This is a genomic window from Lysobacter sp. P5_B9 (assembly GCF_054049835.1).
The window spans coordinates 56,573-76,579 of the sequence record NZ_JBFULP010000008.1; the positions used below are offsets into that span (position 1 = coordinate 56,573).

Annotated in this window: 21 protein-coding genes and 1 pseudogene; 15 read left to right on the plus strand and 7 right to left on the minus strand. The window is 68.0% G+C overall.

Annotated features, from left to right (window positions below):
• Window positions 1-18 precede the first annotated feature (18 nt).
• From ACXJJ9_RS14975 to aqpZ, 9 genes and pseudogenes are all read left to right on the plus strand, one after another.
• Window positions 19-633, plus strand: coding sequence for an N-acetyltransferase family protein (locus ACXJJ9_RS14975; protein WP_457097930.1), 615 nt, complete (start codon window positions 19-21; stop codon window positions 631-633).
• A 74-nt stretch (window positions 634-707) separates the two neighbouring features.
• Window positions 708-980: a DUF4242 domain-containing protein gene (locus ACXJJ9_RS14980; protein ID WP_310053580.1), complete on the plus strand. Its 273-nt coding sequence runs from the start codon at window positions 708-710 to the stop codon at window positions 978-980.
• Window positions 981-1,118: 138 nt separating this feature from the next.
• Entirely contained in the window at window positions 1,119-4,592 is a 3,474-nt protein-coding gene (gene mfd, locus ACXJJ9_RS14985) for a transcription-repair coupling factor (protein WP_457097931.1), read from the plus strand.
• Window positions 4,593-4,633: 41 nt separating this feature from the next.
• The gene (locus ACXJJ9_RS14990; RefSeq protein WP_457097932.1) at window positions 4,634-5,152 is read left to right on the plus strand and encodes a phosphoglycerate mutase family protein; all 519 of its coding nucleotides are present in this window, start codon (window positions 4,634-4,636) and stop codon (window positions 5,150-5,152) included.
• Window positions 5,152-5,820, plus strand: a complete 669-nt coding sequence (nfi, locus tag ACXJJ9_RS14995) for a deoxyribonuclease V (RefSeq protein WP_457097933.1) — start codon at window positions 5,152-5,154, stop codon at window positions 5,818-5,820. The genes ACXJJ9_RS14990 and nfi overlap by 1 nt, the downstream gene beginning before the upstream one ends.
• A 76-nt stretch (window positions 5,821-5,896) precedes the next feature.
• On the plus strand, window positions 5,897-6,274 hold the full coding sequence (locus ACXJJ9_RS15000; RefSeq protein WP_457097934.1) for a hypothetical protein: 378 nt from the start codon (window positions 5,897-5,899) through the stop codon (window positions 6,272-6,274).
• A pseudogene (locus ACXJJ9_RS15005) lies at window positions 6,271-7,120 on the plus strand (pirin family protein). The gene ACXJJ9_RS15000 and the pseudogene ACXJJ9_RS15005 overlap by 4 nt, the downstream one beginning before the upstream one ends.
• A 203-nt stretch (window positions 7,121-7,323) precedes the next feature.
• A complete protein-coding gene (locus ACXJJ9_RS15010; RefSeq protein ID WP_457097935.1) occupies window positions 7,324-7,764 on the plus strand; it encodes a hypothetical protein in 441 nt (146 codons plus the stop codon).
• Window positions 7,765-7,885: 121 nt separating this feature from the next.
• The gene (aqpZ, locus tag ACXJJ9_RS15015) at window positions 7,886-8,596 is read left to right on the plus strand and encodes an aquaporin Z (protein WP_457097936.1); all 711 of its coding nucleotides are present in this window, start codon (window positions 7,886-7,888) and stop codon (window positions 8,594-8,596) included.
• Between the two features lie 138 nt (window positions 8,597-8,734).
• Here the strand turns inward: aqpZ and ACXJJ9_RS15020 are convergent, their stop codons facing one another.
• From ACXJJ9_RS15020 to ACXJJ9_RS15040, 5 genes are all read right to left on the minus strand, one after another.
• The gene (locus tag ACXJJ9_RS15020; RefSeq protein ID WP_457097937.1) at window positions 8,735-9,595 is read right to left on the minus strand and encodes a pirin family protein; all 861 of its coding nucleotides are present in this window, start codon (window positions 9,593-9,595) and stop codon (window positions 8,735-8,737) included.
• A 91-nt stretch (window positions 9,596-9,686) separates the two neighbouring features.
• A complete protein-coding gene (locus ACXJJ9_RS15025) occupies window positions 9,687-10,286 on the minus strand; it encodes a class I SAM-dependent methyltransferase (protein WP_457097938.1) in 600 nt (199 codons plus the stop codon).
• Window positions 10,287-10,290: 4 nt separating this feature from the next.
• Window positions 10,291-12,486, minus strand: a complete 2,196-nt coding sequence (gene rlmKL, locus ACXJJ9_RS15030; protein ID WP_457097939.1) for a bifunctional 23S rRNA (guanine(2069)-N(7))-methyltransferase RlmK/23S rRNA (guanine(2445)-N(2))-methyltransferase RlmL — start codon at window positions 12,484-12,486, stop codon at window positions 10,291-10,293.
• A complete protein-coding gene (locus tag ACXJJ9_RS15035) occupies window positions 12,483-13,007 on the minus strand; it encodes a hypothetical protein (protein ID WP_457098089.1) in 525 nt (174 codons plus the stop codon). Before ACXJJ9_RS15035 ends, rlmKL begins: the two co-directional genes overlap by 4 nt.
• A gap of 68 nt (window positions 13,008-13,075) precedes the next feature.
• Window positions 13,076-13,573 carry an MOSC domain-containing protein gene (locus tag ACXJJ9_RS15040; RefSeq protein ID WP_457097940.1) on the minus strand — a complete coding sequence of 166 codons (498 nt, stop codon included), beginning with the start codon at window positions 13,571-13,573 and terminating at the stop codon, window positions 13,076-13,078.
• 57 nt (window positions 13,574-13,630) lie between these two features.
• Here ACXJJ9_RS15040 and ACXJJ9_RS15045 point away from each other — a divergent pair, with 57 nt between their 5' ends.
• The 5 genes from ACXJJ9_RS15045 (at window position 13,631) to ACXJJ9_RS15065 (ending at window position 17,313) form a co-directional block, all read left to right on the plus strand.
• Window positions 13,631-14,203 carry an N-acetylmuramoyl-L-alanine amidase gene (locus ACXJJ9_RS15045; protein ID WP_457097941.1) on the plus strand — a complete coding sequence of 191 codons (573 nt, stop codon included), beginning with the start codon at window positions 13,631-13,633 and terminating at the stop codon, window positions 14,201-14,203.
• Between the two features lie 62 nt (window positions 14,204-14,265).
• The gene (locus ACXJJ9_RS15050) at window positions 14,266-15,183 is read left to right on the plus strand and encodes an acyl-CoA thioesterase (protein ID WP_457097942.1); all 918 of its coding nucleotides are present in this window, start codon (window positions 14,266-14,268) and stop codon (window positions 15,181-15,183) included.
• 3 nt (window positions 15,184-15,186) lie between these two features.
• Complete coding sequence (locus tag ACXJJ9_RS15055; RefSeq protein WP_457097943.1) at window positions 15,187-16,032, plus strand: hypothetical protein; 846 nt, start codon at window positions 15,187-15,189, stop codon at window positions 16,030-16,032.
• Window positions 16,033-16,055: 23 nt separating this feature from the next.
• Window positions 16,056-16,886: an arginyltransferase gene (locus ACXJJ9_RS15060; RefSeq protein ID WP_457097944.1), complete on the plus strand. Its 831-nt coding sequence runs from the start codon at window positions 16,056-16,058 to the stop codon at window positions 16,884-16,886.
• 94 nt (window positions 16,887-16,980) lie between these two features.
• Entirely contained in the window at window positions 16,981-17,313 is a 333-nt protein-coding gene (locus tag ACXJJ9_RS15065) for a hypothetical protein (RefSeq protein WP_457097945.1), read from the plus strand.
• A 9-nt stretch (window positions 17,314-17,322) separates the two neighbouring features.
• Here the strand turns inward: ACXJJ9_RS15065 and ACXJJ9_RS15070 are convergent, their stop codons facing one another.
• Window positions 17,323-17,727 (minus strand): hypothetical protein, encoded by a 405-nt coding sequence (locus tag ACXJJ9_RS15070; protein ID WP_457097946.1) that lies wholly within the window; start codon window positions 17,725-17,727, stop codon window positions 17,323-17,325.
• A gap of 14 nt (window positions 17,728-17,741) precedes the next feature.
• Window positions 17,742-18,941, minus strand: coding sequence for a formate-dependent phosphoribosylglycinamide formyltransferase (gene purT / locus ACXJJ9_RS15075; RefSeq protein WP_457097947.1), 1,200 nt, complete (start codon window positions 18,939-18,941; stop codon window positions 17,742-17,744).
• Between the two features lie 90 nt (window positions 18,942-19,031).
• On the opposite strand from purT, the gene ACXJJ9_RS15080 reads away from it, so the two are divergent.
• Entirely contained in the window at window positions 19,032-19,943 is a 912-nt protein-coding gene (locus tag ACXJJ9_RS15080) for a hypothetical protein (RefSeq protein ID WP_457097948.1), read from the plus strand.
• The last annotated feature ends 64 nt before the right edge of the window (window positions 19,944-20,007 follow it).

A 20,007-nucleotide genomic window follows, 5' to 3' on the forward strand; every position in this document is an offset into this window, starting at 1 on the left:
TGTGCCAATATTGGCCCCATGACAGGAGCTTCTCCCCCGCGCGAGCGCCTCCCGCCCTGGCATGAACGGCTGACGCTGTCGAATGGACGGCAGGTGCTGATCCGCCCTATCCGCCCGGAGGACGGGGAGCCGCTGCGCGCCGGCTTCGGCCTGCTCGAACCCGACGAGATCCGCCAGCGCTTCCTGCACGCGATGAAGGAACTCTCGCCGGAAGCCGCCGAGCGCCTCACCCACGTCAATCCGCGCACCGAATTCGCACTGGTGGTGGCCGAGCCGCTGCCCCCGGGCGAAGCGCTGATCGGTGCGGTGGCGCGGGTGTCGATGGACCAGAACGGCCGAGATGCCGAGTTCGCGATCCTGGTGAGCCGCTACATCAAGCACATGGGCCTGGGGCGCTACCTGATGACGCGCCTGGTGAAGTGGGCCAAGGGCAAGAAGCTGACCCGGCTCTACGGCGACGTACTGGAAAACAATGCGCCGATGCTGTCGCTGGCACAGTCGCTCGGCTTCGAGCGCGAATTCCGCCAGGAATCGTCAGGACTGGTGCGGGTAACGCTGGAGTTGAAGCCGCGCAGCAGCACCCGGCTGCCGTCCGACCAGTGGTCGTCCGTCCACGCCCACCAGGGGCGTTGAACCTGCTTGAGGGAGATTGCGCGTGGAGGGGGGCCCGCACCACGCGCCTGACCAACGCGTCCGCAGGTGATGCCATGCCCCGCTACGTGATCGAACGCGACATTCCCGGTGTCGGCACCCTGTCTGCCGGCGAGCTGCGCGCCATTTCCCAGAAAGCCTGCTTCGTCCTCGACCAGCTCGGCCCGCAGGTGCATTGGGACTACAGCTATGTCACCGGCGACAAGGTGTATTGCGTGTACATCGCGCCCAGCGAGGACCTCATCCGCGAACACGCGCGCCGGGGTGGTTTCCCAGCCGATCGCGTTTCCGAGGTGATATCGGTCATCGACCCGGTGACGGCGGAATAGCGGTGCCGCTGACCGCTCCCGATCGGGCCACGCGCCGATAACGCCCCGGCTGGAGCCCCGCGCTAAACTGCGCGCCCCCTTGCCCCGCGCTGGACGCATCGACTGCGTCCGGCGCTGTCGTCGTTTTGCGCAGCGTCCATGAACGAATCCATCCTTCCCCGCTTTCCCTCCCCGCCCCTGCCCAAGGCCGGCCAGCAGCGCGCCTGGTGGCGCGCGCCAGCGTCGCCGTCCGCGCTCGCGTTCCACATCGCCGCGGCGGCGATGGCGCACGCGGGGCCGGTGCTGGCGATCGCGCGCGACAACCAGAGCGCCAACCAGCTCGAATCCGACCTGCGCACGCTGGTGGGCAGCGACGCGTCGCTGCCGGTGTTGCCGTTCCCGGACTGGGAAACCCTGCCCTACGACCAGTTCAGCCCGCATCCGGACATCGTCTCCCAGCGACTGGCCGCGCTGCATCGGCTGCCGGCGCTGAAGCGCGGGATAGTCGTGGTGCCGGTGCAGACGCTGCTGCAGCGGCTGGCACCGCTCAGGCACGTCGTCGGTGGCAGCTTCGACGTGCGTGTCGGCCAGCGCCTCGATCTGGATGCCGAGAAACGCCGCCTGGAAGGCGCGGGCTACCGCAACGTGCCGCAGGTGCTCGACCCCGGCGACTTCGCCGTGCGCGGCGGCCTCCTCGACGTGTACCCGATGGGCGCGGATTCGCCGTTCCGGGTCGAACTGCTCGACGACGAGATCGACACCATCCGCGTGTTCGACCCGGAATCGCAGCGTTCGCTCGAGAAGATCGACTCGGTGCACCTGCTGCCGGGCCGCGAACTGCCGCTCGACGAGGCTTCGCTCAAGCACGCGCTGGACGCGCTGCGCGACCGCTTCGATGTCGACACCCGCCGCAGCGCGCTCTACCAGGACCTCAAGGCGGGCCTCGCTCCCGCCGGCATCGAGTACTACCTGCCGCTGTTCTTCCAGCAGACCTCGACGCTGTTCGACTACCTCGGCGCGGATGCGTTGCCGGTGATCGGCGACGGCGCGCTGGAAGCGGCCGAACAATTCTGGAAGCAGACCGCCGAGCGCTACGAGCAGCGCCGCCACGACCTCGAACGCCCGCTGCTGCCGCCCAACGAGCTGTACCTGTCACCGGACGCGCTGCGGGAACAGTTCAACCAGGGCGATCGCGTCGAAGTCTGCGGCGAGACGCACCCGCAACGGGACCGGGCCGTGGCGCTCGGCGACCTGCCGGCGCCGGCACTGCCGATCGCGGCGAAGGACGCCCAGCCGGCGGAAGCGCTGAAATCGTTCCTGCACACCTATCCGGGCCGAGTGCTGATCGCCGCGGATTCACCGGGACGGCGCGAGGCGCTGCTGGAGCTGTTGCAGGCGGCGCAGCTGCAGCCGGCGGTCGTGCCGGACTGGACCACCTTCGCGGCGAACAACGAACGCTTCGCGATCGCGGTCGCACCGCTGGAAGACGGCTTCGCACTCAGCCAACCCGCGCTCGCGCTCCTCACCGAGCGCCAGCTGTTCCCCGAACGCGCCGCGCAGCCGCGCCGCCGCAAGCGTGCCGGCCGCGAGCCCGAAGCGATCATCCGCGACCTCGGCGAACTGTCCGAAGGCGCGCCGATCGTGCACGAGGACCATGGTGTTGGTCGTTATCGAGGACTCATCACCCTCGAAGCCGGCGGCATGCCCGGCGAATACCTCGAGATCGAATACGCCAAGGGCGACCGCCTGTACGTGCCGGTCGCGCAGCTGCACCTGATCAGCCGCTATTCCGGCGCCTCGGCGGAAACCGCGCCGCTGCATTCGCTCGGCGGCGAGGCCTGGACCAAGGCCAAGCGCAAAGCAGCGGAGAAGGTCCGCGACGTCGCCGCCGAACTGCTGGAAATCCAGGCCAAGCGGCGCGCGCGCGCGGGCCTCGCGATCGACATCGACCGCGCGATGTACGAGCCGTTCGCGGCGGCGTTCCCGTTCGAGGAAACGCCCGACCAGCACGCCGCGATCGAAGCCGTCATCCGCGACCTCGCCAGTTCGCAGCCGATGGATCGCGTCGTGTGCGGCGACGTCGGCTTCGGCAAGACCGAGGTCGCCGTGCGCGCCGCCTTCGTCAGCGCCGCGGCCGGCAAGCAGGTGGCGGTGCTGGTGCCGACCACGCTGCTGGCCGAGCAGCACTACCGCAACTTCCGCGACCGCTTCGCCGACTGGCCGCTGCGCGTGGAAGTGCTGTCGCGCTTCAAGACCAAGAAGGAGATCGAAGCCGAACTGGCCAAGGTCGCCGAGGGCAAGATCGACGTGATCGTCGGCACCCACCGGCTCCTGCAGGGCGACGTGCGCTTCAAGGACCTTGGCCTGGTGATCGTCGACGAGGAGCAGCGCTTCGGCGTGCGCCAGAAGGAGGCGCTGAAGGCGCTGCGCGCGAACGTGCACCTGGTGACACTCACCGCGACCCCCATCCCGCGCACGCTCAACATGGCAATGGCGGGATTGCGCGATCTGTCGATCATCGCCACCCCGCCCGCGCATCGCCTGGCGGTGCAGACCTTCGTCGTGCCGTGGGACGACGCCCAGCTGCGCGAGGCCTTCCAGCGCGAGCTCTCGCGTGGCGGCCAGGTGTACTTCCTGCACAACGACGTCGAGAGCATCGGCCGCATGCAGAAGCAGCTGGAGGAACTCGTTCCCGAGGCGCGCATCGGCGTGGCCCACGGCCAGATGCCCGAGCGCGAGCTGGAACGGGTGATGCTCGACTTCCACAAGCAGCGCTTCAACGTGCTGCTGGCCTCGACCATCATCGAGTCGGGCATCGACATCCCCAACGCCAACACCATCATCATGAACCGCGCCGACAAGTTCGGCCTGGCCCAGTTGCACCAGCTGCGCGGCCGCGTCGGCCGTTCGCACCACCGTGCCTACGCCTATCTCGTCGTGCCGGACCAGCGCTCGATCACCGCCGATGCCAAGAAGCGTCTGGAAGCGATCGCGGCGATGGACGAACTGGGCGCGGGTTTCACCCTCGCCACGCACGACCTCGAGATCCGCGGCGCCGGCGAACTGCTGGGCGAGGACCAGAGCGGGCAGATGGCGGAGGTCGGCTTCAGCCTCTATACCGAACTGCTGGAACGTGCGGTGCGCTCCATCAAGCAGGGCAAGCTGCCCGGCCTCGATGCCCACGACGCGCGCGGCGCCGAAGTCGAACTGCACGTGCCCGCGCTGATCCCCGACGACTATCTTCCCGACGTGCACACGCGCCTGACCCTGTACAAGCGCATCAGCGGTGCGCGCGATGTTGAGGAACTGCGCGAGCTGCAGGTGGAGATGATCGATCGCTTCGGCCTGCTCCCGGATCCGGCGAAGCACCTTTTCACCGTGGCCGAGCTGAAGCTGCAATCCACCGCGCTGGGCATCCGCAAGCTCGATCTCGGCGACAAGGGCGGGCGCCTGCAATTTGTCGAACGGCCTACAGTCGACCCGATGGCAGTGATCCGGTTGATCCAGGGCCAGCCCAAGCACTACCAGATGGAAGGCCCGGACAAGTTGCGCGTGAAGCTGGAACTGCCGGATGCGGCTTCGCGCGTCGCGGCGGCACGCGGCCTGCTGACCATGCTCGATCGCGCGGCGTAACGCCCATGCCATCCTGCGGAACCAACGCAAAGGACAATCGAATGCTTTCCAAGCCCCGGGCAATCGCCTCCACACTGCTGCTTGCAACGCTGCTCGCGGCGTGCGCGTCGCAGTCGCCGCACGACGATGCCATCACCTTCGTCCTGGTGCGCCATGCCGAAAAGGCCGACGACGGCAGCAAGGATCCACCGCTCACGAGCGCGGGCGAAGCACGTGCGCAAACGCTGGCCGCAGGCCTGGGCGAGGCGCCGCTGCGCGCCGTCTACGCCACCGCCTACAAGCGCACGCAGGCGACCGCCGCGCCGTCCGCAGGCGCGCATTCGCTGCCGGTGACGACCTACGACGCAAAACTCCCCGCGCGCGATTTCGCCGCGCAGCTCCGCCGCGAATACCACGATGGCACGGTGCTGGTCGTCGGCCACAGCAATACCGTGCCGGACATCGCCGCCGCCCTGTGCCAGTGCAGCGTGCTGCCGATCGGCGACGCGGAATACGACCGCCGCATCACCATCCACGTCGATGCGCAGGGTCGCGCCGCCATGCAGGTGGACCGCTACTGATGATGACCGTCCCCGAATGGACCGGTGATGTCGCCGCTCTGCGTGCAGTGCAGGACGAGCTTGCGCAGCAAGTGCGGGTGAAGGATTCGTTCGCCAAGCCCCTGCGCACCATCGCCGGCTTCGATGTCGGATTCGAGGATGACGGTGCCACCACGCGCGCGGCCGCGGTCCTGCTCGACGCGAATACATTGCAGACGCTGGAAACCCAGGTGGTGCGGCAGCCCACGCGCATGCCCTACATTCCCGGCCTGCTCAGCTTCCGCGAATTGCCCGCCTTGCTGGAAGCCCTGTCGCTGCTCTCCACCGAGCCAGACCTGTGCTTCATCGACGGGCACGGCATCGCCCACCCGCGGCGGCTCGGGATCGCCGCACATTTCGGTGTCGCCACTGACCTGCCCACGATCGGCGTGGCCAAGAAGATCCTCGTCGGCGAGTCCTCCACGACCCTGCATGACATGCGCGGTGCGTTCACCACGTTGCGCGACAAGGGCGAGCAGATCGGCTGGCTGCTGCGGAGCAAGGTCGGCTGCCTGCCACTGGCGGTGTCGCCGGGCCATCGCGTGGCCATGCCAAGCGCACCGGAAATGACGATGCGCTTCGTCACCACCTATCGCCTGCCCGAGCCGACGCGGCTCGCCGATCGCCTGGCGTCGCGCCGCGACGAATAGACCGTTGCGCTTCCGTACCGTCCGTCTCGCGGCCACGGTGCTAGCCTTGTCGGCAAGTCCCGCGACAGGAATTGTCATGTCCCGTTTCCTCGCCTTGGGTGTACTGGCGTTGTCAGGCTGTGCCAGTGGGGGTGTCATCACCACCGGCCAGGACTTCACGATGCGCGTGGGCCAGCACGTTTCGCTGCCTGACGCGTCGACACTGGGCTACACCGGCATCGCCAACGACTCGCGTTGCCCGCCCGACGTGCAATGCATCCGCGCCGGCGACGCCGATGTCCTCTTCGAGTATTCGCCACGGGACGGCGCCGCGACGCGGGTCACCTTGAATACCGAACGCCTGCGCACGACACGCATCGGCGCGTGGCAGCTGCGGCTCATCGACATCGCGCAAGGCGACGCGCCACGCGTCACCGTCCGCGTGGATTCGGGCAACGTGGAGGCTGCGCCATGACGTTGATCATCGCCCCGCGCATTCACGACCTGGGCGGTTTCCAGGTACGCCGCGCCGTTCCCTCGCTGCAGGCGCGTTCGGTCGGCCCCTTCGTGTTCGTTGACCACATGGGCCCGGCGATGTTCGAAGCCGGACGTGGCGTCGACGTGCGCCCGCATCCGCATATCGGTCTGGCGACCGTGACCTTCCTGTGGTCGRGCCGCATGACCCACCGCGACACGCTGGGCAGCGTGCAGGACATCGAGCCCGGCGATGTGAACTGGATGACCGCGGGGCGCGGCATCGCTCATTCCGAGCGCACTCCGCCGGCGTTGCGCGAACATGCACGGGCTGCAGACCTGGGTCGCGCTGCCGCGCGCGTACGAGGAAGCCGAGCCGGGCTTCTTCCACCACGCCGCGGCGGCACTGCCGCAGCAGCGCCGTGATGGTGCCTGGCTGCGCGTGGTCGCCGGCCGCGGCTATGGCGAGGAATCGCCGGTGCGCGTGTATGCCGACACGCTCTACGTCGCCATCGATCTCGACGCGGATGCCGAACTCGCGCTCGACGCCGATCACGCGCAACGCGCGCTCTACATCCTCGAAGGCGACGCGCAACTCGATGGCGTCGATATTCCCGCGCAGCACCTGATCGTGCTCGACCCCGCCACCCGGCCGCGCCTGCGCGCGAAGACGCCGCTGAAGGCGATGCTGCTTGGCGGCGAACCGCTGGATGCCCCGCGGCACATGTGGTGGAACTTCGTGTCCAGTTCGAAGGAGCGGATCGAGCAGGCCAAGCAGGACTGGGTCGATGGCAGATTCGGCGCAATTCCCGGGGAGACCGAGTTCATCCCCCTGCCCGATCATTGACTGCATCTGGCGACACAAACGCAAGCCATTGATTTAAAAGGTGCAATTCACCCCGAAAACGGTTTCACCGGATACCATCGCCACGTTCAGTGATGTGAAAAGCCGGAATTTGTCAAGCCCCTGAAACAGCGCTATGTTCGGCCCAAGGTCGCCCGTTTCACAGACCTTTAACGAAGTCGCAAGATCGCCAGGGGGAAATTCTGATGAACAAGCCAGTTTGGCTACTGCCACTGCTGCTGCCGCTTGCGGGTGCCGCCGCGGCACAGGACTCGGGTGCATGCCCGTATCTCGCCGCCGATACCGGATTGACCTGGGAACATCGCGGCGCTGCCGGTTCCGACTTCTGCCGCGCGCTGCGCGCGGACGGCAGCGAGGCGTTCGGCATGACCATTGCGCAGGACGCGCCATTCAAGCCCAAGGGGGGCAATCGCGCCGAGCACGTGACCATCGATGGCCGCGACGTCACTTGGTATCGCACCGAAATCGCGGGTTCGCGCGTCCAGGCGCGCGAGACCCTGGTGCCACTGCCGGACGGCCGCGTCGCCTACATCTGGGTGCAAGCGCAGTCGCCGGAAGAGTTGAACCAGGTGCTGCAGCAGACGCAGTCGCTGAAGTTCGACGCGACGCGCCTCAGCAGCAACTGACGCAGCAATAGGGGCAACAGGCGGCGCTGGCGGGTGAAACTGCCGGCGCCGTTTTCTTTTGCGGCCTGGCGTAGCATCGGCACCGGACCGGTCCATCCCGGACCGGGCACGGAGCAGGCTCATGATGAAACGACTGGGTGCCGAGCTGGTCGGCACGTTCTGGCTGGTGCTGGGTGGTTGTGGCAGCGCAGTGCTTGCAGCGAAGTTCGGCGGCGACGGCAATCCACTGGGCATCGGCCTGCTCGGCGTGTCGCTGGCATTCGGCCTGACGGTGCTGACCGGCGCCTACGCCCTGGGCCATATCTCCGGCGGCCACTTCAACCCGGCCGTGAGCCTGGGCCTGTGGGCGGGCGGCCGCTTCCCCGCGCGCGACCTGGTGCCCTATATCGTCGCGCAGGTTGTGGGCGCCATTCTCGCCGCCTTCATCCTGATGCAGATCGCCAGTGGGACGGGGACGTTCACGGTCGATCCCAATGCCCCAGGAGCGTTCGCCAGCAACGGTTACGGGGCGCTGTCGCCGGGCGGCTACAGCGTTGCCGCCGCTTTCCTGTGCGAGGTGGTGATGACCGCGATGTTCCTGACCGTCATCCTCGGCGCCACCAGCCCACGCGCTCCGGCCGGCTTCGCGCCGATCGCGATCGGCCTTGCGCTGACCCTGATCCACCTGATCAGCATCCCGGTGACGAACACGTCGGTGAACCCGGCGCGCTCCACCGGCGTCGCCCTGTTCGCCGGCCCCGGCGCGCTCTCGCAGCTGTGGCTGTTCTGGCTGGCACCGATCCTCGGTGGCCTGCTCGGCGGCTACCTGCATCGGATGCTGGAACGCGACTGACCCCAGCTCCCAATACGACGACGGCCACGTCTCGCGACGTGGCCGTTTTTGTCTTCGCGCTTGTTCAACGTGGAGGCTCTTCAGGGACGTTTGAGAAACGCTCCTGGAAACGCTCCTGGAACGCTCCTGGAAGCGCTCCTAGAAGCGCCCTTCCTGGAAATCCACGAACGCCTGCATGACTTCCTGCTTGGTGTTCATCACGAACGGACCGTAACGCGCCACCGGCTCCCGCAACGGTCGGCCCGCGACGAGGATCAGTCGCGTTTCCGGGCCGGCCGCCGCCACCTTGAACACGTCGCCGCCGCCGAGCACCGCCAGTTCGTGCGTACCCAGCCTGCGTGCGCCCTCACCGTCGCCAACCGTCGCTTCGCCTTCGAAGACATACGCGAACGCGCTATGGCCCTCGGGCAGAGGAAAGTCCCAGCTCGCTCCCGCGTCCAGCGCGATATCGAGGTACAGCGGATCGGTCGCGGGCTGCACGATCGGACCGCGGGTTTCGCCAACCGCACCGGCAATGACCTTCACACTTATCCCTGCCGCCGGCTGCACTACCGGGATCCGCTCGACCGGGAATTCCTGGTACTGCGGCTGCGTCATCTTGTCCTTCGCCGGCAGGTTCACCCACAACTGGAAGCCGCGCATACGGCCTTCCTGTTGTTCCGGCATTTCCGAATGCACCAGGCCGCGGCCCGCGGTCATCCATTGCACGCTGCCGGGCGTCAGCAGGCCTTCGTTGCCGTGGTTGTCGCGATGGCGCATGCGGCCGTCGAGCATGTAGGTGACGGTCTCGAAGCCGCGATGCGGGTGCTCCGGGAATCCGGCGAGGTAGTCCTCGGGCCGGTCGGTGCCGAACTCATCCAGCAGCAGAAACGGATCGAGGTCGGGCAGCGTCGGCCCGCCGATGACGCGGGTCAGGCGCACGCCGGCGCCGTCGGACGTGGCCTGGCCGCGCAGCGTGCGCACGGCGCGGGCGTAGCGGTCGGTAGTGAGAGTGGTCATGGAAAGCGCTCCTGTTGGCTGCGCACAAAAATGGCGCCGACAGCGGTAACGGCCAGTGACGCCGTGGCGGAGGATCGTTCCGCCAATGGGGTCAATCAGCGGCCGTGGCGTGGCGGGTGTACACGTACACCGTCGCTGGCGGCATGTTGCGCAGGACGAAATCGCCGCGGTGCACCCTGAGCTTCAACTGGTCCACCACCGGCTCCGCGACCGGTGCCGCCGGACCATAGGTGAACTGCACGAACACGCCGTCGGCACCCAGGCACGCGAACGCAGCCGAAAGGATCTCCCGCTGCAAGGGCTGCGGCATGGTCAGCAGGCCCAGCCCCGAAACGATCGCATCCGCCGGGCCGTCATCGAGGAAGCCGCAGCCGTGCGCGAGTTCGCGCAGGGAACGCGCATCGCCAAGCACGATATGCACGCCAGGAAAGCGGGTGTGCAGGTGGGAGTGCAGTTCCTCGTTGAGTTCCAGCACGAGAAGTTGCTTCGCATGGATACCGGCCGCGAGCAGCTCGCGCGTGATCGCTCCCGTGCCGCCACCCAACTCGATCACGCGCCGCGTGCCTTCCGGCAGCTCGGCGATCATGGCGTAGGCCAGCTCGGAGCTGGACGGCACCACGGCGGCGGTCCGCAATGGATTCTTCAGCCATTGCCAGAAAAAGGTGAAGAATCCGTGGCGTGGTCGTTTCATGGTCTCACAGGCGCCGCAACTGCCAGCAACGGTGGATGCGGGCATCGCGCTCGAAATCGGCCGGGATGGTATCGCGACTGATCTCGATGCAGCGTGCGAATTGTGCAACCGCCGCTTCGTCCAGGCGGAAGCGGCGGAAGTTGTTGGAGAAGTACAGCACACCCTCGCGCGACAAGCGCGCCACGGCCGCGCGCAGCAGTTCCACGTGCGCCGCCTGCACGTCGAAATCATCGGCGCGCTTGGAGTTGGAGAAGGTGGGCGGGTCGCAGAAGACCAGGTCGTATTCGCCTTCGTCGTGTTCGAGCCATTCCATCACGTCGGCCTGCACCAGCCGGTGCTTCGCGCCGCCAATGCCGTTTTCCTTGAGGTTGTCCGCGCACCATTGCAGGTAGGTCGCGGACAGATCGACGGTGGTGGTCTGCCGCGCGCGTCCCAGCGCGGCATGCACGGTGGCCGCGCCGGTGTAGCCGAAGAGGTTGAGGAAGCGCGCATCCTGCGCCTCGTCGGCGATGCGCAGGCGCATCGGGCGATGGTCGAGGAAGAGGCCGGTGTCGAGGTAGTCGAACAGGTTCACGCGCAGGCGTGCATCACCTTCGCGCACGACGATGAATTCGCCGCGGGTGTCGAACTGCCCGTACTTGCTGCCGCCCTTGCCGCGCGAGCGGGTCTTCAACGCGATCTGGTCGCGGGGCACGGCGAACACCTCGCGCGCGGCCGCCAATGCCTCGTTGAGGCGGCGACGCTGCACGTCCTGCGGAATGTCCGCCGGCGCTGCGTACTCCTGCACGTGCAGGAATGTCCGGGGTCCGCTTCCAACCCCGACGGGCTCGTCGGTTTCGTAAACGTCGATCGCCGCCGCGTATTCGGGGAGGTCGGCGTCGTAGGCGCGGAAGCAGTGCACGCCTTCGCGCTCGCGCCAGGACTTGAGCTTGCGCAGGTTCTTGCGCAGGCGGTTGGCGACCATCTGCGCGCCGTCCGACAACGCCTGCGGCTCGAAACTGCGTTCGCGCTGCGGCGGCGCGACGGGGTCGGCGACGATCAGCGTGCACTCGATCGCGCCGTTGAAGAGCTGGTACTTCTTCGATGCGCGCAGGCCGGTGGCGAAGGCCAGGTCGGCGTCGCCGCACAGCAGGCTCGCGCGCCACTGCGGCACGCCACGCTTCAAGGCGTCGCCCAATGCGCGATAGAGCGCCGGATCGGCGGCCAGGCGCGCATCGTAGGGCGGATTGCAGGCAACCAGGCCGCGCGCCGATTGCTCGCGCGCGGATTCCTCGCGCGCCAATTGCCCCGGATCGCCTGCGGCAGCCAGCTGGCGGATGTCCTCCACCTTCCATGCGACCGCCTCAGCCACGCCTGCCACCAGCGCGTTCTCGCGCGCGGAGCGGATCGCATGCGGATCGAGGTCGCTGCCCTGGAACACCGGCCGCAGGGCGTCGCGCCCCCTGGCCTCGCGTGCCTGCGCGTCATCGAGCAACTGCTTCCACGCCTCGGCGTCGAAACCGCGCCAGCGCGTGGGCCGGAAGCCGCCCTCGCGCTGCAGGCCCGGGGCGACATCGGCCGCCATGAGCGCAGCCTCGATCACCAGGGTGCCGCTGCCGCACATCGGATCGAGCAGCGCGCCGCCCTCGGCATACACACGCGGCCAGCCGCCGCGCAGCAGTACCGCGGCGGCGAGGTTTTCCTTCAGCGGAGCTTCGCCCTGCATGCGGCGCCAGCCGCGACGATGCAGCGGACCGCCGCCGAGGTCGACCGACAACACCGCCCTGCCCTTGCGCACGACCAGGTTGAGGCGCAGGTCCGGCGCTTCCACGTCGACGTCCGGACGCGCACCGGTGCGCGCACGCATCACGTCGACGACCGCGTCCTTTACCCGCTGCGCGGCGTAACGCGCGTGGGTGATGCCCTCGCCCGACACATGCGCATCGACCGCGAGGGTGTCGCCACCGGCGAGGTGCTGCGGCCAGTCGAGCTGGCTCACGCCCTGGTACAAAGCGTGCTCGTCGGGGCAGTCGAATTCCACGAGCGGCCACAGCACGCGGCTCGCCAGCCGCGACCACAGCACGGCGCGCTGCGCGTCGAGGAGCGAACCTTCCACGTTGACGCCGGCCATGGTCGCGGTCGCGCGCGCGCAGCCCAGCGCGATCAACTCGTCGGCGAGCAGGTATTCGAGGCCCTTGCCGCAACTGGCGAAGAATTTCACAGCGACTCCAGGAACTGGCCGAACGCGCTCGCGCTGGCATCGACATGCGCCGAAAGGCGATGGCTGTCGTCGACCATCAGCAGGCGGGCGCGGCGTTCATGTGCCCATGCGACGACCTGTCCGGCGGGAATCAGCTCGTCGTCCCAGCCGTGGATGATGCTGGTCGGTATGCGCGCGGCCTCGATCGGATGCGCCGCATCCAGGGTGATCGGTGGCGCCATCAGGAACAGGCCCTTCACCGCGACCTGCATCGACGCCTTGCCGGCGATCCACGCGCCCAGGCTCGAACCCGCCAGGACCAGCGGCCCATGCGCCGCGGCTTCGCGCGCGATGCCGAGCAGGCGCTCCACGCGCGCGGACACGTCGCCAAGGTCGCTCACGTCGCGCTTCGCATCGAGGTCTGTGAAATCGGGACGTTGGGAAGTCCAACCCAGCCGCTGCGCGACGTCGGCCAGCGCCGTGACCTTGGTCGCGTCGGGACCGCTTTCGAAGCCGTGGCAGAGGATGCAGTGTCCGGGCATGTCGTTCCGTTGCGATTGGGTCTGGCATGCGCGGGTGCGCATGCAGGAGTAAATGACGCGGCGGCGCGTCAGGTCAGCGCGACCACCGCATCGCCGAGGCGGAACACGCCGCCCTCGATGATCCGCGCGCACAGGCCACCATGGCTGCGCATCGCGTTGAACCCGCCCGGGCCGAGCGCCTTTTCCATGTTCGAACATGGATCGCACTCGTCCGTGCCTTCCAGCACGACCGCCCCGATGCGGAAGCGGCGGCCTTTCAGCGCGATCAGCGGCAGGCCCGAGACCACGACGTTTCGCCGCAGCAGCGCCGGCAGCACGCTGGCGTGCCCCGAGAGCGCGGCGATCACCGGCAGGTGTTCGGCCTGGATCAGGGTGACCCCACGCTTGCCGCTGTCGCTTGCGTAACGGTCGCCGACAAGACCCTTGCCGGCCACGGCTTCGGCTTCCGTCATCTCGCGCATGGCCTGCGCACGCGCGGGACGCAGCCCTATCCACTCCACGCGACCGGGGCGCGGCAGCGTGGCCATCAGCTTGCCCAGCTCGGAATCGGCGGGTGGCAGGGTCATGGCGGGCCGGCCCAGGCCAGAACGAGAGGAACGGAGGCGAATGCTAGCATCCGCGGCATGTTGCCCGACCTGCCGCTTCCGCCAATCACCGTCGACCTGCTGCCCTACGAAGCCCGTCTGGATGAACGTCCCCTCGGACAGATCGACCTGGTGGTGATCCACTGCACCGAGCTGCCCGACATGGCGATGGCGCGCCAGTTCGGCGAGCGCGTGCATTACGCCTCGGGCACCGGCAACAGCGGCCATTACTACATCGATCGCGACGGCACCGTTTACCAGTACGTGCCGCTGCAACGCATTGCCCACCACGTGCGCGGCTACAACGCGCGCGCGATCGGCATCGAGCTGGTGAATACCGGGCGCTATCCGGACTGGCACGATTCGCGGCACCAGGGCATGGGCGAGGCCTACACCGAAGTCCAGGTCGCCGCGCTGATCGCGCTACTACGGAAACTGCAGCAGGACGTACCGTCGCTCACGCAGATCGCCGGCCACGAAGACCTCGACACGACCACCACGGCCGCATCCGACGACCCCTCGGTGCAGGTGACGCGCAAACGCGATCCGGGCCCGCTGTTTCCCTGGCCCCGCGTGCTCGATTCGGTGCAATTGCAGCGCCTGCTGCCCTAGTGGCTCGGACGGGCGCCCCCCGGCGACCGATATAATTCCGCTTCCCCACGCAGGCGTCGCCCATGACCTCCCCCGTTTCCGAGCTCATCGAACTGCTCTCGCTCGAACGCCTGGAGGACAACCTGTTCCGTGGCCAAAGCCGCGACATCGGCACCAAGTACGTGTTCGGTGGCCAGGTGCTCGGCCAGGCGCTTTCGGCGGCACAGGCGACCATGGATTCGGCCAGCGAGGCGCGCCACGCCCATTCGCTGCATGCCTATTTCCTGCGCGCGGGCAACATCGAGGCCCCGATCGTCTACGTCGTCGACCGCACGCGCGACGGTGGCAGCTTCTCGGTGCGGCGCGTCACCGCGATCCAGCATGGCCAGCCGATCCTGTTCCTCGCCGCCTCGTTCCAGAAGGATGAGCACAGCGCCGAGCACCAGCTGTCGATGCCCGAGGTGCCCAAGCCCGAGGACATCGAACCCGCGCCTGCGCTCGCGCCGGAAATCCTCGCCACGCTGCCCACCAAGGTGCAACGCTGGGTGACGCGGCAGGGGCCGTTCGAATTCCGCCACGTATATCCGCGCGACGAACTCAATCCGCCCAAGCGCCCGCCGTACCAGCATGTGTGGTTCCGGCTGTCCGAAAAGGTCGGCGATGCCCCGGAACTGCATCGCGCCCTGCTCGCCTATTGCTCCGACTTCCACCTGCTCGGCACGGCGACCTTCCCGCATGGCATCAGCTACTACCAGCCGAACGTGCAGATGGCATCGCTCGACCATGCGATGTGGTTCCACCGTCCGTTCCGCGCGGACGACTGGTTGCTGTATTCGATCGACAGCCCGAGCGCGCAGTCCTCGCGGGGACTGGCGCGCGGCATGATCTACGACCGCCAGGGACGGCTCGTCGCAAGCACCGCGCAGGAAGGCCTCATCCGCGTTGTCGAGGCGAATGCGGGCAAGCAAGGCAATGTCACGCAAGACGGAAAGGCGAAGTAAGCAATGCGCAAGGTATTCAGCAGTCTTCGCCTCGAGAACGTCGAAGCCGTCGCCCAGTTGCTGCGCGACGCCGGCATCGAGGTGCGCATCACCGACGGCCGCTCCTACAAGGGCAAGATGCGCAGCCGCGCCAGCTACAGCGACCAGTCGGCGGTGGAGCCGGCGGTGTGGACGGTGCATTCGGAGGACCACATCCGCGCGCGCGACGTCCTGCGCGAAAACGGCCTACTCGAATCCACGCGCCCCACCGACAGCTTCCAGCCATTGAGTTTCCGCCACGACGAAACCGTCGTGCAGAAGTCGCCGGCGCAGAAGCGCATGTTCCGCTTCAAGATGGTCCTGCTTGCGGGCATGGCAGTGATCATCGTGCTGGCGATGCTGCGCGGCTGCTATGCACCCAGGCAGGTGGTTGCGCCCGCCGCTCCGGTCGTGTCCGACAAGGCCGCGCGTGCAGGTGGCACGCCCGAGTCGCTGGCACTGGCCGTATTCGCGAAGGAAGTGGCGAAGGAAAGAATGGTGCTGTGCCTGGCCATCGATGATGCCGACGCCTCCGGTGCGGTCATCGCCGCGATGAAGCAGCCGACCAACGAGGTCGTGCCGATKTCGCAGTGCGTGCGGGAATTCGATCCCGACCGCGGCAGCTACCAGGCCACAACCGGCAAGCCGGCACTGCTGGTGACGGTGCGCTCGTTCAAGCCGACCGGCCCGGGCGCCGGCACGGTCGAATTCGAATCCTTCCATCACGGCCAGTACGCGCATTACAAGACGCTGGAGGTGAAGCGCGTCGGCGGTGCCTGGCAGGTTACGAAAGTGTTGCGCCACGTCGCGTCCTACGGCACGGGCGGTTAACCGCGGGACCGCTTCCTGTGACGATGCCGGGGCCTCCCGCCCCCGGCAGCCTGACTTCACGCCACGCCCGCGCCACCCCGGCGCGGCGGCGCTATGCTGCCGCCATGGGCACCGACCCCGGCCAGCACGCAGACGATTTCCGCCTGTTCCAGACCACCGAGCATGCGTGTGGCTACTGGCCGGAACGGGTCGCGCGCGACCTCGTATTCGATCCGCGCGATCCGCGCATGCAGCAGTGGTACCCGTTGGCGCTGGGCTGGGGATTCCGCCGCTCCGGCGACATCGTCTACCGCCCGCACTGCGCGCAATGCCGTGCCTGCGTGGCCGTGCGCATTCCGGTGGCGCGGTTCCACCCCGATCGCAGCCAGCGCCGTTGCCTCGCCCGCAACGCCAACGTGGACATGCGCGTGCGAACCGCGGAACGCACCGACGAGCAACTCGCCCTGTATCGCCGCTATCTCACCGCGCGCCACGCGGGCGGCGGCATGGACGGCCATGGCGCGCTGGAATTCGACCAGTTCCTGGTCGGCAGCTGGAGCGAAGGGCGTTTCATCGAACTGCGCGAGCATGCCGACAATGGCCACGGCCAGCTGCTCGCCGTCGCCGTCACCGACGTCGTCGATTCGGCGATTTCAGCGGTCTATACCTTCTACGAGCCCGGTCTCGAACATCGCAGCCTGGGCACCCTGTCGATCCTCAAGCAGATCGAATGGGCACGCAGCACCGGGCGCACGCACCTGTACCTGGGCTACTGGATCCACGGCCATCGCAAGATGGATTACAAGCGCCGTTTCCGCCCCATCGAAGGCTTCGACGGACGCGAGTGGCGCGAACTCGATTTCGAGACGCGCTAGGCGTTGCCATCTTTCTTTAATGATCCCGTAACACGCGCGCCCTGAAGTACGCGGTCATCGGCTGCGCATCGCAGCCCTACTGCGAGCCGCCTTCATGAAGATCCAGACGTTGCACCCGTCGGTTGCCCTGCTGTGCCTCGTGGTCGCCGCATGCTCGCCGGCGGAGTCCAAGGATGCGTCCAGTCCCGCCGACAGCGTCATCGGCATCATCCAGTGCGACGACTACCTCGCCCGGGTCAACACCTGCATCCGGGAAAAGGTGCCTGCCGACAAGCGCGCCGCCTTGACTGCCGAAGCGCACCAGATGTTCACCACGTGGAAGGAAGCCGCGGCCGACCCGCAGCACCGCTCGACCCTGCCGCAGGCCTGCGGCATCACGCACGAGGTCGCGCGCGAAGAGTTCACCCGGTACGGCTGCGCGCTGTAGGGACGCGCGTCAGGGCTTGGGCGGCGCTTGGGTCGGAGTGTCGGTCGACGTGCCAGTCGGCGTGCTGGTAGAAGCCGGCGCCGGCGCCGGCGCGGCAGCCGCCGGGCCCATGGCCGGCGATGCGTGGGTTGGCGCCGCCACGAAGCGCGGCTGGAAGCCAAACTGCTCATCGCCATGCGCCGACACGATCATGCGCACCATCGCGCTCGGCACCATCAGTTCGATCTGCACCGTCCGGCCGTCCTGCGCCTGTCCGCTGAGCGTCATCTCGATCAGCGCACCGCCGGTGTCGACCTCGCGGCAGAGGATGTGCTTGTTCTCGCCTTCGCCCAGCAGGTATGGCTGGATCGGCGCCCCCAGCGCCTCGAGCGCCTGGGCATGGAAGAAGACAAAGTAGCCTTGCGGATCGTTCATGGCATCTGCTCCGTTCAACCCAATTCGATCGTGAGCGCCGCGGCGGCATCACGCGCGCGCTGGCGCGCCTGTTCGACATCATCCGCCAATGCCAACGTAACCGCGACACGGCGATGGCCTTCCACGCGCGGCTTGCCGAACAGGCGCAACTGCGTGTCGGCCTGCGCCAGGGCGGTATCCACGCCGGCGAACACTGGCACGCCATGCCCCTGCGCCAGCACCGCGCACGAGGCCGACGCGCCCTGCGGACGGATGACCGGGATGGGCAGCCCCAGGATCGCCCGCGCATGCAGCGCGAACTCGCTCAGGTCCTGCGACACCAGGGTCACCAGGCCGGTGTCATGCGGACGCGGCGACACCTCGCTGAACCACACTTCGTCGCCCTGCACGAACAGCTCCACGCCGAACACGCCCCAGCCGCCGAGGTCATCGGTGATCGACTTCGCGATCTGCTGCGCGCGCTCCAGCGCCCGTGCCGACATCGGCTGCGGTTGCCAGCTCTCGCGGTAGTCACCGTCGCGCTGCAGGTGGCCGATCGGCTCGCAGAAGCTGGTGCCGTCGCGGTGGCGCACGGTCAACAGGGTGATCTCGTAGTCGAAGTGGACGAAGCCTTCGACGATGACGCGGCCCGCACCGGCGCGGCCTCCGGTCTGCGCGTAATCCCACGCGGCATCGATGTCGGCGTCGGTGCGCACCAGCGATTGGCCCTTGCCCGAGGACGACATGACCGGCTTCACCACGCACGGCAGGCCGATGGCCCGGACCGCCTCACGGTAGTCCGCGAGCGTGTCGACGAAGCGGTAGGGCGACGTCGGCAGGCCCAGCGTTTCCGCCGCCAGCCGGCGGATGCCCTCGCGGTCCATGGTCAACCGGGCCGCGCGCGCGGTCGGGATCACGCGCGTGCCGGTGCCGTGCTCGGCGAACTCCCGTTCCAGTTCCACCAGCGTCTGCGTATGGATCGCCTCGATCTCCGGCACGATCAGGTGGGGCCGCTCCTGCGCGATCAAGGCGCGGATGGCGGCGCCGTCGAGCATGTCGAGCACGTGGCTGCGGTGCGCGACCTGCATCGCCGGTGCGTTGGCGTAGCGGTCGGCGGCGATGACTTCCACGCCGAAGCGCTGCAGCTCGATCGCCACTTCCTTGCCGAGTTCGCCCGATCCGAGCAGGAGCACGCGGAAGGCGTGCGGGGATAGCGGCGTACCAAGCTGTGTCATGGCGGTCGAAGGCGCGTGGCAAGTGGGGCGGGTAGTTTACCGGCACCCATTGCCGTGGCCGGATCGCGGGACGCGTGCGATGCTTCAGCCATGTCGCGTACCGGCCTTTCCCTGCTGCTCGCCTTCGTCCTGCTCGCTGCAGCGGGCTGCTCGCGCGATGCGGGCAAGGCGGACGAAGCGCGCGGCGGCTCGCTCTCCGGCGTGCTGCTGGATTCGCAGCTGGCCGAGATCAGCGGCCTCGCCGCATCGCGGCGCCATCGCAACGTGCTGTGGCTGCACGACGACGGCGGCAATCCGGCCCGCCTGTTCGCGGTCAACACCGATGGCGATCGCCTCGCCACATTGCGCATCGAAGGCATCACCAAGACCGATTGGGAAGACATGGCGGCCTTCCGCCTCGAGGGCCGCGACTATCTGCTCATCTCCGACACGGGCGACAACGGCGGCCTGCGCCGCACGCTGCAACTGCATGTGATCGAAGAGCCGGCCAGGCTGGAAAATGCGCGTCTCAAGCCCGCGTGGTCGATTGCCTTCCGCTGGCCCGACGGCGCGCGCGACTGCGAGGCCGTCGCCGTCGACGAACGCGCCCGCCAGATCCTGCTGATCTCGAAGAAGCGACAACCGCCCGAGGTCTTCGTCCTGCCGCTGCGACCGCAAAGCGGCGTGCAGACGGCGCAATTGATCGGCACGCTCGCGGGGGTGCCGCAGCCCAGCGCCGCCGAACTGCGCAGCAATCCCAAGCAGGCGCGGATCATGAACCAGGTCACCGCCGCCGACATCTCGCCGGACGACCGCACCCTCGCCGTGATGACCTACCGCGACCTGCTGCTGTATCCGCGCCGCGATGGCCAGTCGTGGGCACAGGCCGTCGCCGCAATACCCAAGGTCAGCGCGCTGCCGTGGCTGCCGCAGGCCGAGGCCATGGGTTGGTCGGCTGATGGCAAGGCGATCTATGTCACCGGCGAATTCATTCCCGCGCCGCTGTACCGGCTGGAACCCTAGCGGCTCCGGCGCCCCGACTCCCTGGGCCTGTACCGCCCGTCGGATCCCTGTTGACCTGATATCA